Source organism: uncultured Intestinibacter sp. (assembly GCF_902468165.1).
In the GTDB taxonomy this organism is placed as follows: Bacteria; Bacillota; Clostridia; order Peptostreptococcales; family Peptostreptococcaceae; genus Intestinibacter.
In genome coordinates this window covers 1-12,681 of sequence record NZ_CABQXJ010000005.1, presented here as the reverse complement: position 1 = coordinate 12,681, position 12,681 = coordinate 1, and the positions used below count along the sequence as shown (strand labels likewise).

At 29.2% G+C, this 12,681-nt stretch carries 11 protein-coding genes and 1 other annotated feature; of the genes, 9 read left to right on the top strand and 2 right to left on the bottom strand.

The features are described 5' to 3' along the window. Positions 1-19 precede the first annotated feature (19 nt). Together RDX53_RS01695 and RDX53_RS01690 are read right to left on the bottom strand one after the other, a co-directional pair. The gene (locus tag RDX53_RS01695) at positions 20-1,411 is read right to left on the bottom strand and encodes an MATE family efflux transporter (protein ID WP_307993601.1); all 1,392 of its coding nucleotides are present in this window, start codon (positions 1,409-1,411) and stop codon (positions 20-22) included. A gap of 223 nt (positions 1,412-1,634) precedes the next feature. After that, positions 1,635-3,038: an ATP-dependent metallopeptidase FtsH/Yme1/Tma family protein gene (locus RDX53_RS01690; RefSeq protein ID WP_195930201.1), complete on the bottom strand. Its 1,404-nt coding sequence runs from the start codon at positions 3,036-3,038 to the stop codon at positions 1,635-1,637. Positions 3,039-3,590: 552 nt separating this feature from the next. On the opposite strand from RDX53_RS01690, the gene infC reads away from it, so the two are divergent. The 9 genes from infC to zapA all read left to right on the top strand — a co-directional run bounded on the left by infC (position 3,591) and on the right by zapA (position 12,571). Next, a complete protein-coding gene (gene infC, locus RDX53_RS01685; protein WP_195930203.1) occupies positions 3,591-4,100 on the top strand; it encodes a translation initiation factor IF-3 in 510 nt (169 codons plus the stop codon). Between the two features lie 53 nt (positions 4,101-4,153). Next, positions 4,154-4,348 carry a 50S ribosomal protein L35 gene (gene rpmI / locus RDX53_RS01680; RefSeq protein WP_007286396.1) on the top strand — a complete coding sequence of 65 codons (195 nt, stop codon included), beginning with the start codon at positions 4,154-4,156 and terminating at the stop codon, positions 4,346-4,348. A 95-nt stretch (positions 4,349-4,443) separates the two neighbouring features. Continuing rightward, positions 4,444-4,800, top strand: coding sequence for a 50S ribosomal protein L20 (rplT, locus tag RDX53_RS01675; RefSeq protein WP_007286395.1), 357 nt, complete (start codon positions 4,444-4,446; stop codon positions 4,798-4,800). Between the two features lie 299 nt (positions 4,801-5,099). Further along, entirely contained in the window at positions 5,100-6,467 is a 1,368-nt protein-coding gene (locus RDX53_RS01670; protein WP_195930202.1) for a TrkH family potassium uptake protein, read from the top strand. A 23-nt stretch (positions 6,468-6,490) separates the two neighbouring features. Beyond that, positions 6,491-7,174, top strand: coding sequence for a TrkA family potassium uptake protein (locus RDX53_RS01665; RefSeq protein ID WP_195930200.1), 684 nt, complete (start codon positions 6,491-6,493; stop codon positions 7,172-7,174). Between the two features lie 20 nt (positions 7,175-7,194). Beyond that, a complete protein-coding gene (locus tag RDX53_RS01660; RefSeq protein ID WP_195930199.1) occupies positions 7,195-7,992 on the top strand; it encodes an RNA methyltransferase in 798 nt (265 codons plus the stop codon). Between the two features lie 83 nt (positions 7,993-8,075). Beyond that, positions 8,076-8,305, top strand: a binding site (T-box leader). A gap of 73 nt (positions 8,306-8,378) precedes the next feature. Continuing rightward, a complete protein-coding gene (gene pheS, locus RDX53_RS01655; protein WP_195930198.1) occupies positions 8,379-9,398 on the top strand; it encodes a phenylalanine--tRNA ligase subunit alpha in 1,020 nt (339 codons plus the stop codon). A 130-nt stretch (positions 9,399-9,528) separates the two neighbouring features. Continuing rightward, the gene (pheT, locus tag RDX53_RS01650; protein ID WP_195930197.1) at positions 9,529-11,922 is read left to right on the top strand and encodes a phenylalanine--tRNA ligase subunit beta; all 2,394 of its coding nucleotides are present in this window, start codon (positions 9,529-9,531) and stop codon (positions 11,920-11,922) included. A gap of 28 nt (positions 11,923-11,950) precedes the next feature. Continuing rightward, positions 11,951-12,571 carry a cell division protein ZapA gene (zapA, locus tag RDX53_RS01645; RefSeq protein WP_195930196.1) on the top strand — a complete coding sequence of 207 codons (621 nt, stop codon included), beginning with the start codon at positions 11,951-11,953 and terminating at the stop codon, positions 12,569-12,571. Positions 12,572-12,681 lie beyond the last annotated feature (110 nt).

The following is a 12,681-nucleotide window of genomic DNA, read 5'->3' as shown; positions in this document are numbered from 1 at the left end:
ATTAAATTTATTTATTATATTAATGACTGTAATAATGTTCTTCTACTAACTCCAATTGCTTCATATTTTTAAATTCTATACTTATAGTGATTAAACATGTTATTGCTGCAATCAAATCAGCAGCCGGGCCAGCAAAAATTATACCATCAATACCAAAGAATAGAGGTAGTATAATTATTAAAGGAAGTAAATAAATTATTTGTCTAGTTAAAGATAAAAATATACCTTTTATGGGTTTTCCTATAGAAGTAAAAAATGTCGATGTAATAGGTTGTATAAAGTTTATACATATAAAGAATAAGAAGATACGGAAAAACTTTGTTGCAAATTGATAATATTCTTCTGTACCAGAACCAAATAAAGATATAATTTCCATAGGGAATAGTTGAAATAATATAAATGCAATAATTGATATAATCGCACCTGCTTTGTTTGCTAATATATAAGTGTATTTAACTCTGTGATATTTTTTAGCTCCATAGTTAAAACTTTCAATTGGTTGACTTCCTTGGCTAAGACCGATTACAACTGAGAAGAATAGTTGTGAAACTTTCATTGTGATTCCTGCACATGCAATGGGAATTGCCTCTCCATATATTGATAAACCACCATAATATCTAAGTGAATTATTTAAAATAATTTGAACAATCATCATAGAAAGTTGATTTATACCAGATGCCATACCTATAGAAGCAACCTCTTTTATATAATTTATATTTAATTTGAAATGTTTTGCCAAAAGAGGGACTGTTTTAAAGTTTTTCATATAAATGATAACAACAACCGTAGATGCAATTTGACCTATTATAGTAGCATAGGCTGCACCAGCCATTCCCATATTAAATCCAAATATAAAGATAGCGTCTAAAATAACATTAATAACTGCTCCTAATATATTACAGAACATTGATATTTTGGGACTGCCATCAGCACGAATTATATGACCTCCACCTACAGATAAAATTAAAAATGGGAAACCAAATGAGGTAATTCTCACATAAGTTTGAGCATATGGAAGTACATCATTAGGAGAACCACAAGCTTTTAGTATCTGTGTTAAAAATAGTTGCGTAATTATAAATAATATTACACCAGATGAAAATAACATAATAATCGCATTTCCTATGTAAAATGGTGATTTTTCTTTTTCACCACGCCCCATACTTAAATTGAAACACGATGCTGCACCAATTCCGAATAATAATGATACAGCTATGCATGATGTGGAAAGAGGGAAGGCAATATTTGTTGCAGCATTGCCGAGAGTTCCTACTGCCTGACCGATAAATAACTGGTCTACAATATTGTATAATGCTCCAACTATCATAGCTATAATACTTGGCACAGAAAATTTAAACATTAATTTTGGTATAGAATCTGTACCTAATGGGTTTTGTTGAACATTTTCCATGATTTATCCTCCTAGACTACAAAATTAAACTTACTATTAAAACTTTATTTTTATAATTTATTATTTTTATTTATCAAAAGTTGATTCATAAGAAATTATAACAATTTTAAAGTTTTGATTTATTTTATAACTTTATAGTAGGGAATAAATTAAGTTAAGGCAACTTAAAAAAACATAAACATATAAAAAGTCCTAAATTTATAGGACTTTTTATAGAATAATTTTAATTGGCTGCTTCTTTTCTAATGAGATCTTCTAATTGGTCACAAGTCATAGTTTCATTTTCGAATAGGAATTTTGAAACTATATGTAAATCATTGATATTTTCTCTAAGAATTTTTAGTGTATTTTCATAACATGTATTTACAATGTTGTTTATTTCTTTTTGGATAGGTTCCGATAAAAAATTCTTAGTATTTTTATCAATAGTTATTAAACCTAATTTGCTCATACCATAATCACATACCATGTTAGTTGCTATGTCTGTTACTTTTTGTAAGTCGTCTTTGGCACCAGTTGATTGATGGTTAAATATTAATTCTTCGGTTGCTTTTCCAGCTAATAGTATTTGTATTTTTGATATTAGTTCTGTTTTTGTGTAAATATATCTATCTTCGTCTGGGAGTTGAAGAACATAACCCAATGCTTCACCTCTAGGGACTATAGATATTTTTTGGATTTTGCATAAATTTAAGATATTGCTAACTAATGCATGTCCAGCCTCATGATAAGAAACAATTTCTTTTTCTTTTTCGATTAGGGCGGAACTTTTACACTCGACACCTGCGATAACTCTTTCAAGAGCTTTATCGAAGTGTTCCGAAGTTACAACTTCGCTAGCATCTCTAACAGCATATATTGCAGCTTCATTAGCTATGTTGGCTAGATGGGCACCATTAAATCCATGTGTTTTTTTAGCTAATAAATCTAAATCTACTGATTTATCTAATGGTTTATTATTAGTATGAACTTTTAAAATTTCATATCTAGTACGCACATTTGGAGCACTAATATGAATGTGTCTATCAAATCTTCCTGGTCTTAAAAGGGCATCATCTAGAAGGTCAAGTCTATTAGTTGCACCTATTATGATAATGTTTGAATCCTTATTGAACCCATCCATTTCAACTAAAAGTTGATTAAGAGTTTGGTCTTTTTCGTTATTGCTTTCTAGGTGACGTTTTGCTCCTATAGCATCAATTTCGTCAATAAATATGATACTTGGGGCTTCTTTTCTCGCTTTTTCAAATAAAGTTCTAACTCTTTTAGCTCCTACGCCTACGTATTTTTCAACAAATTCAGAACCTGTAACATTAAAGAATGATGCGTTTGTTTCTCCTGCAACGGCACATGCTAAAAGTGTTTTACCTGTTCCAGGTGGACCGTAAAATAAAATCCCTTTGGGAACTTTAGCGCCCATTTTTTGATATTTTTCTGGGCATTTCATGAAATCTACTACTTCAAATAGTTCTTCTTTTATTTCTTCGAGTCCGGCAACATCTCTAAATGTTGTTTTAGGTTTTGTGCTCAGTGAAGGTTCAGTATTATTCTCTTTTTCGAGTTTAGTGTGAACAAAAGCAGGAACAGGATTATTTAGTTTTTTAAAAAAATTATTAAGTAAGTTCATATCTTGCACCTCAGGTAATAGAATTTTCCTTTATATTATTTTTTCCAATGATGTGAAGTTTTATTATGATTTTACAACAAAATTAAACTATGTAAACTAAGATGTCTTACAGTAAGTATAACCAGCTGACATTTTATTATTCTAAAATAATGAAATACTACAATTAAAATCTAGTATAAAAATAAAAAAGGTTTTATATTGGAAATATTTAAAACGTGAAATTTAATGAATAATAAGTTATAATAAAAAAAGAGCAAAACTTATAAAAATATGATTGCATAATTTAAAAATTAGCATATTATATATTGTACGACAAAAATTAGAAGTTAAAAAACAGTTGACACCGCATCATTAAAGTTGTATAATTGATACGGTAACAAGATAACAAAAGAAAATAAGAAGAATTTCATTCTCACCTTGCAACTAGAGTTAGTAAGGTAAATATAAGTATAGACTATCATTAAGATAGTATAATTTTGATGACTTATAGCGGATGAATTCTCATTCGCTTTTTATTTTATATTTAATATAATAATTTGGAGGTGTCCTACAATTAGCAAAGAATTATCAATCAATGATCAAATAAGAGATAAAGAGTTAAGAATAATCTCTGAAACTGGAGAACAACTTGGAATAATGTCTGCCAGAGAAGCTCAAATAATAGCAAACGGAAAAAATTTAGATTTAGTTAAAATTTCTCCTAATGCTAAACCACCAGTTTGTAAAATTATGGACTATGGTAAATATAAATACGAACAAGCTAGAAAAGAAAAAGAAGCTAAGAAAAAACAAAAAACAATAGCTGTTAAGGAAATAAGATTAAGACCAGGTATTGAATCAAACGACTTAAATACTAAAGCGAATAATGCTATTAAATTCCTTAAAAAAGGCGACAAGGTAAAAGTAGAACTTCGTTTTAGAGGTAGAGAATTAGGACATAAAGACATTGGTAAAGAAGTAATGCTTAAATTCATAGAAATTGTTAAAGAGTTTGGTGAACCAGTGAAAGCCCCTGCTTTTGAAGGGAATAACATGGTTGTAATTATAGATCCAAAAAAATAAACAGATAAGATAAATAGATTTTATTGACGATTAACTGAGAGGAGGAAGTTATCATGCCAAAAATGAAAACTCATAGAGGAGCTGCAAAAAGACTTAGAAAAACAGGAAGCGGAAAATTAAAAAGAAATAAAGCTTACAAAAGTCATATATTAACTAAAAAATCTCCAAAAACTAAAATGAACTTAAGAAAATCTGCTATAGTTAGCGATGGAGATGCTAAAAGAATAGCTCAATTATTACCATATTAATTAGAATTAATTAATAAAGATAAACTAATCAGAACGGATTAGTACAAAAAAACACAAAATAAAAAATAATCGAAAAACATAAGGAGGTCATCGACATGGCAAGAGTTAAAGGCGCAATGAACGCTCGTAAAAAACATAAAAAAGTGTTAAAACTTGCAAAAGGATACAGAGGATCTAGAAGCAAATTATATAGACCAGCAAATACTTTCGTAATGAAAGCATTAAAAAATGCATATATAGGAAGAAAATTAAAGAAAAGAGACTTCAGAAAACTTTGGATACAAAGAATAAATGCAGCTGCTAGAATGAATGGTATATCTTATTCAAGATTAATGAATGGATTAAAATTAGCAGGTGTTGAAGTTAACAGAAAAATGTTATCTGAAATGGCTATACAAGATCCAGCTGGATTTGCTCAATTAGTAGAAGTAGCTAAAGCTAAATTAGCTTAATTATAGATAAAAGCGAACTCATTAGAGTTCGCTTTTTTTAATTGTATGAAAATTATATATTATCTAAGTTATGAGTAATATTTGATTTTAAATTTAAAACTTTAAAAATAATTCAAATAAAAAAGTCACATTAGCATTAAATTCATTCAAAATGATAAAAATAAATTAAAATTTAATACAATATAAATTGTTTTATAGTGTGGATTATTGTTAAAATATGAGATTTATCATATAATAATTTATTATATAACTTGATTTATTTTAATAAATAAAAGGAGGAAATTTTTGAGTTGAGAATCATGCATAAGAATATTAGATTTCTTGAAAAGTGGAGTTCGGTTCAAATTATTACTGCGGGATTTTTATTTATAATATTATTAGGAGCAGCAATATTATCTTTACCAATTTCAAGCCAAAGCGGTCAAGGAACTAATTTTGTAGATTCACTGTTTACTGCTACATCAGCAGTGTGTGTCACAGGATTGGTCGTATTTGATACAGCTACACACTGGAGTTTATTTGGAAAGGTTGTAATTATATCACTTATTCAAATCGGTGGTTTAGGATTTATGACTATTGCAACAATGATTTCTTTAATAAGAGGTAAAAAAATAAACTTAAAAGAGAGATTATTAATACAAGAATCTCTAAATCAAATTGATTTATCTGGAATTGTAAGTTTAACTAGAAAAATAATACTAATGGTATTAGCAATTGAATGTATTGGGGGAATTTTATTATCTATAAGTTTTATCCCTAAATTTGGTATTATTACTGGATTAGCATATGGATTTTTCCATTCAATTTCTGCATTTTGTAATGCTGGTTTTGATTTAATGGGTTCTATAAGTGGGGAGTTTTCATCATTAACATCATTTTATGATAATTCATTTATTATGATAACTGTATCGTTACTTATAATACTTGGGGGATTGGGATATCCTGTCATATTAGATGTACTAAAAAATAAAAGATTTTCTAAATTAAATGTTCATTCAAAACTTGTTATCGTATCAACAGCAATACTATTACTTATAGGATTTGTTTTTATACTTGGAGTAGAATATAACAACCCAGATACTTTAGGAAATATGAATATGAAGGGAAAAGTACTTTCTTCTATATTCCAAACATCAACACTTAGAACAGCTGGATTTAACAGTATAGACCTTGGTTTAACAAAAGAGCCAACAATATTTTTAATGGTAATGCTTATGTTAATTGGAGCATCACCAGCTTCTACAGGTGGTGGAATCAAAACGACTACAGTAGCTATACTATTTTTAACAGTTAAAGATTTCTTATGTGGGAAAGATGAAATACATATATTTGAGAGAAGTATAAGTTCTGAAGCGATTAAAAAAGCTATAGTTATATTCTTTATAGCAATTTTTATATTTATAGTTGGTACATTAGCTTTATCAATAACTAATCCTCAGTTCTCACTTATAGAATGTGTATTTGAAGTGATGTCAGCATATGCGACAGTCGGTCTGAGTATAGGCGGAAGTCCAAATTTAAATACAATAGGAAAGTTTATAATAATGATATTGATGTTCCTAGGAAGAGTAGGTTCATTAACTATATTTACAGCAATACTATCAATTAATATAGTTAAAAAAGATAAAAACATAAAAAGACCAAAAGGAAAAATAATAATAGGTTAATAGAAAATAAGAGGTATTGATATATGAAAAGAACATTTTTTAATAGTAAGGGCAAAGATAAACAATATATTGTTATCGGATGTGGTAGATTTGGCTCATCTGTAGCTAAAAAGATGTGCCAATTAGGAAATGAAGTAATGGTTATAGATAAAGATGAGGATTCTATTGAAAATATAGCTGAACAAGTTACGCATACAGCAATAGTAGATGTTACAGAAGAGAGAGATCTAAAAAGTATTGGATTAGGCAATTTTGATGTCGTAATAGTTGCAATAAGTTCGGATATAAGAGCATCTATAATGGTAACAATAATGGCTAAAGAGATGGGCGTACCTAAAATTGTTTGTAAAGCAAAAGACGAGTTACAAGCAAAGGTATTATATAAAATTGGAGCAGACAAAGTAGTATTCCCAGAAAGAGATATGGGTATTAGGCTTGCTTATAATTTAGCATCAGAAAATATCTTAGACCAAATTAACCTAGACCCAGAATACTCAATTATGGAAATTGTTACACCGACAAATTGGGTTGGTAAAACAATAATAGAGTTAAATCTAAGAGCAAAATATGATATTACTGTATTGGCAGTAAAAACTCCAAGCGGACTAAAAGTTATGCCTTCTCCAAACTATAAAATGCAAGAGAAAAATATTTTAATTATTATCGGAAATACAGATAAAATAGGTGATATAATTTTACATGATTAAATTTTAACTAGGAGAAAAAGATGATTAACATAATTAAGAGTAAGGACAATGACAAAATTAAATATACAAAGTCTTTATTAAAAACTAAAGGTAGAAATAAAGAAAAAAAATTTATAATAGAAGGATACAGAATTTTAACTTTAGCATTAGAGTGTGATGCAAAATTAGAATATGTTTTTATAAATGAAGATTTCGAGAAAAAACAAGAGCATAGAGACTTCTTAATAGAACTAGAAAACAAAGGAATAAAAGTATATAAAACTTTAAATAAAATATTCTCAGAGATGGTAGATACTGAAAATACACAAGGAATTTTAGCTGTATTAGAGTATAAAGAAAGAGATTTAGTCAATAATATTAACCAAGACGATAAGTTTGTATTAATTTTGGATAGAATACAAGACCCTGGAAATATGGGAACAATAATAAGAACAGCCGATAGTGCAGGTGTAGATGCAGTTATCCTTCTAAAAGGCTGTGTAGATATATACAATCCAAAAGTAATAAGATCAACTATGGGTTCTATATTTGATATGAATATAATACATGCAACTCAAGATGATGCAGTAAACTTCTTAAAATCAAATGATTTTAACATAGTATCAAGCTATTTACAAACTGACAATTACTATCACGAAACTACATACGACGGTAAAATTGCCTTAGTAATAGGTAATGAAGCAAATGGAATTAATGATGAATTAATTGCGCAGTCAGACAAACTAGTTAAGATACCTATTTACGGAAATGCAGAATCTTTAAACGCAGCAATTAGTGCAGCTGTGCTTATGTATGAGATTAAAAAATATTTATCCTAATTGTTGAAAGGCAAAATTACATATGTTATAATTATTTGCGTATACAAAAATACAGGCGCAATTAGTCGAATATGTATTAAATATAATTTACGATGAAAGAGAAAAGTATTTTAAATAACTCTATAACAGAGAGTAATACCAAGGCTGGAAGTATTATATAGATAGTTTAAAAGAAGTTCACTCTGGAGTATCAAGGCTGAAACTATAGTAGGCTTTGGCGTTTGAAACGCGTTAAGTTTCTTCGAGTGGTTTATAAATTATGTATTTATAAACTACTAGGGTGGTACCGCGAATAATAGCTTTCGTCCCTAGCTGGGATGAAAGCTTTTTTTAATTAGAAAAATAATTAGAATTTTAATAAAAAATTAAAGAAAGGGTGAAATAACGTGAAAGAACAATTACTTAAATTAAAAGAAGCTGCTTTAGAAGAGATACAAGCTGTTTCTGCTATGGATGAATTAGATAGCATAAAAGTAAAATATTCAGGTAAAAAAGGTGAATTAACTAAATTATTAAAAGGTATGGGTAAATTATCTGCTGAAGAAAGACCAGTTATGGGTAAAGTTGCCAACGAAGTAAGAGAGTTAATCGAAACAAAAATAAACGAAAAGAGAGCTAATCTTAAAAAAATAGAACAAGAAGCTAAATTACAATCAGAAGTTATAGATGTAACTATGCCAGGAAAAGTTTTTAATGTTGGTAAAAAACATCCAATAACTCAAATAATAGATGAAGTTTCAGAAATATTTATGGGACTTGGATTCTCAGTTGTTGAAGGTCCAGAAGTTGAAACAGTAGAAAATAACTTCGATGCATTAAATGCACCAAAAGACCATCCATCAAGAGATATGTCAGATACATTCTACTTTAACGAAAACTTATTACTTAGAACTCAAACATCTCCAGTTCAAGTTAGAACAATGAGAAGTCAAGAGTTACCAATAAAAATAGTTTCTCCAGGGAGATGTTTCAGAAACGACTCATTAGATGCGACACATTCACCAATGTTCCATCAAATAGAAGGATTAGTTGTTGGTAAAGATGTAACAATGGCTCAATTCAAAGGAACTGTTGAAATGTTCGTTAAGAAATTATTCGGTGAAGAAACTAAAACTAAATTCAGACCACACAACTTCCCATTCACAGAACCAAGTGCAGAGATAGACGTTACTTGCTTCAAATGTGGTGGAGAAGGATGCTCAATGTGTAAAGGTGAAGGTTGGATAGAAATACTTGGTTCAGGTATGGTACATCCAAACGTACTTAGAAACTGTGGTATAGACCCTGAAGTTTATTCTGGATTTGCTTTCGGTATGGGTGTTGAAAGACTTGCAATGCTTAAATACGAAATAGACGATATAAGACTTTTAGTTGAAAATGATATAAGATTTTTAGAACAATTTTAATTAAACTTTGAGTTTACATAAATTTATAAATTATAAGAAATTATATTTTTAAAATTCTAAAACTAAAGAATTTGATTTGATAAACGGAAAAATTTAAATACTTAATTTAAAATAGGAGGAAAATATAGATATGTTAGTACCTGTAAAATGGCTTAAAGATTACGTTGATATAGATATAGATACAGTTGAGTTCGCTGACATGATGACAATGACAGGAACAAAAACTGAAACTGTAGAATTTTTCGGAGAAGGAATAGAAAATGTAGTAGTTGGTAAAATCTTAGAAATAGCACCACATCCAAATGCTGAAAAATTAGTAGTTTGCCAAGTTGAAGTTGGAAATGGAAAAACTGTACAAATATGTACAGGAGCTAAAAATGTAAGTGAAGGTGACATAGTTCCAGTAGCTTTAGATAAAGCTAAATTACCAGGCGGAATCAAGATAAAATCTTCTAAATTAAGAGGAGAATTATCAGAAGGTATGATGTGTTCTGCTAATGAATTAGGAATAAACGAATTCTACGTAGATGACAAAAGTAAAGACGGTATATACTTACTAAATGATTTCGATGGAATGGAAATCGGAAAAGACATAAAAGAAGCATTAGGTTTATACGATGCAGTTATAGATTTCGAATTAACTGCTAATAGACCTGATTGTAGATCTATAATAGGTATAGCTAGAGAAGCAGCTGTAACTATAGGCAAAAAAACAAAATACCCACAAATAGAAGTAAAAGAATGTGACGAAGAAATAGACTTCGATGTTAAAGTAGAAAATCCAGAATTATGTATGAGATATGGAGCTAGAATAATCAAAGACGTTAAAATAGGGCCATCTCCATACTGGATGCAAAGAAGATTAATAGAAGCTGGTGTAAGACCAATAAACAACATAGTTGATATAACTAACTTTGTAATGCTTGAATATGGTCAACCACTACATGCTTTCGATTTAAACCAAGTTAAAACTGGTAAAATAGTAGTAAAAACTGCAGAAAACGGAGAAAAATTCACTACACTAGACAACGTAGAAAGAACTTTAGATGACCAAATGTTAGTTATAACTGATGGAGAAAAATCTATAGCTTTAGCTGGTGTAATGGGTGGTTTAAACTCAGAAATAACTGAAGAAACTACAGCAGTTTTATTTGAAGGTGCAGCATTCAACGCAGAAAATATAAGAAGAACTTCTAAAGTTTTAGGACTTAGAACAGAAGCTTCAGGAAGATATGAAAAAGGTGTTGCTGTTGAAACATCAAAAACAGGTGTTGAAAGAGCTTGTCAATTAGTTGAAATGTTAGGATGCGGACGTGTTCTTAAAGGAATAGCTGAAGATTATCCAACCAAACAAGAAAAAGTTGTATTAAATGTAAATCCATCTAGAATAATCAAAAACATAGGAGCACCTATAACTTTAGATGAATTCGTTAAAATACTAGAAGACTTAGAATTCAAATGCAACTTAAAATCAGCAGAAGAAATAGAAATAGAAGTTCCAGACTTTAGATTAGATATGAAACAAGAAGCTGATGTTTATGAAGAAATAGCTAGAATCTATGGATTTGATAAAATACCTTCAGCACAATTAGAAGGAAATGTTACTGCTGGTATAAAAACTGATAAACAAAAATTCATGGACAAAATAAAAGATACAGCAACAAGTATAGGATTATATGAAATATTAACTTATTCTTTCGTAAGTCCTAAATCATTAGATAAAATAAAATTACCACTTGATAGTGCAAAAAGAAATTATATAAAATTATTAAACCCATTAGGTGAAGACACTTCAATAATGAGAACAACTATGATGCCATCTACTTTAAATGTATTATATACTAATGCATCAAGAAAAGTAGAACAAGCTTTAGTATTCGAATGTGGACATACTTTTACTCCACAAGAAGGTCTTCCAATAGAAAACAACCACTTATGTATAGGTATGTATGGTAAAGATGTAGATTTCTTCGTATTAAAAGGTTCTATACAAAAAATATTCTCTGAAATAGGATTCGATGGATATGAAATAGTACCAGAAACTAATAATTCTACATTCCACCCAGGTAGATGTGCTACAATAATGTATAAAGGACAATATGTTGGAACATTTGGTGAAGCACATCCAGAAGTTATAGAAAACTATAACTTAACACAAAGAGTTTATCTTGGTGAAATAGACTTAGATTTAGTATATGATAATTCAAACAGAACTATAATCTACAATCCATTACCAAAATACCCTTCAACTTCTAGAGATATAGCTCTATTAGTTAAAAAAGACGTATATGTAGGCCAAATAGAAGCAATAATAGAAGCTAATGGTCAAGGTTTAGTTGAAAGCTATAAATTATTCGATGTTTATACAGGATCTCAAATAGCTGATGGATACAAATCAGTTGCTTATTCTATAACTTATAGAAGCAAAGATAAAACTCTTACTGATGAAGATGTAGCTAAGGTTCATGATAAAATTTTAAGTGAGTTAGAATCAAAACTAGACGCTAAATTAAGAACAAACTAACTCATCTTTTGGTAGGGGGAATTAGTTAATGAACAAAGTAATAGTGACAATACAAGGCGCTAATTATACAATGGTTGGCGAAAAAAGCGAAAAAGAAATGCTTACAATCGCTAATTATGTAAATAGTGAGATGGAAAAATTAAAAGAAAGTGCTCCAAATTTAGGCTCACTTAAAATATCAATTTTAACATCTTTAAACTTAGCAGATTTATTATTTGAATGTTCTAGTGAAAATGAAGATTTATTAAACGAAATTGATAAATTAAAAGAGCAACTAGGGCAACCAAATGAAGAAATAGAAGCTCAAGTAGCGGAATTAAGAAATATATTAAGCACTAAAGAAATGGAACTTTTAAATAGTAGACATGAAATAGAAAGATTAAATAATATAGTCTCTGAACAACAAAACCAAATTGATGGATTAAGCAATGTTTCAGAGGGAAGCAAATCTGAAATAGAAGATTATAAAGCACAGATAGAAAGCCTACAAAACTCATTAAATGAAATGACACAAAGGGCTGAAATAGCTGAAAATCTTTCTTCAGAATGGCAAAATAAATCTTTCAATCTGCAATTAGCGTTAACAGAATTAGAAAATCAAATTAAAGAAGGATCAAGCTCAGAAGAAGTAGCTGGAGAATCTCTTTAATATAAAAATAAAAAAGGTTGTTGAAGTAATATATCTTCAATAACCTTTTTTATTTTTATAAGGAAATTATATATTATCTGGTTTGTGGATAATGTATAATTTCCAACCTA

Excerpts from the sequence above, each read along its gene's own strand:
- rpmI (WP_007286396.1), top strand. The coding sequence starts at position 4,154 with ATGCCAAAAATGAAAACTCATAGAGGAGCTGCAAAAAGACTTAGAAAA.
- RDX53_RS01690 (WP_195930201.1), bottom strand. The coding sequence starts at position 3,038 with ATGAACTTACTTAATAATTTTTTTAAAAAACTAAATAATCCTGTTCCT.
- pheT (WP_195930197.1), top strand. The coding sequence starts at position 9,529 with ATGTTAGTACCTGTAAAATGGCTTAAAGATTACGTTGATATAGATATA.
- rplT (WP_007286395.1), top strand. The coding sequence starts at position 4,444 with ATGGCAAGAGTTAAAGGCGCAATGAACGCTCGTAAAAAACATAAAAAA.
- RDX53_RS01695 (WP_307993601.1), bottom strand. The coding sequence starts at position 1,411 with ATGGAAAATGTTCAACAAAACCCATTAGGTACAGATTCTATACCAAAA.
- RDX53_RS01670 (WP_195930202.1), top strand. The coding sequence starts at position 5,100 with ATGCATAAGAATATTAGATTTCTTGAAAAGTGGAGTTCGGTTCAAATT.
- RDX53_RS01665 (WP_195930200.1), top strand. The coding sequence starts at position 6,491 with ATGAAAAGAACATTTTTTAATAGTAAGGGCAAAGATAAACAATATATT.
- RDX53_RS01660 (WP_195930199.1), top strand. The coding sequence starts at position 7,195 with ATGATTAACATAATTAAGAGTAAGGACAATGACAAAATTAAATATACA.
- zapA (WP_195930196.1), top strand. The coding sequence starts at position 11,951 with ATGAACAAAGTAATAGTGACAATACAAGGCGCTAATTATACAATGGTT.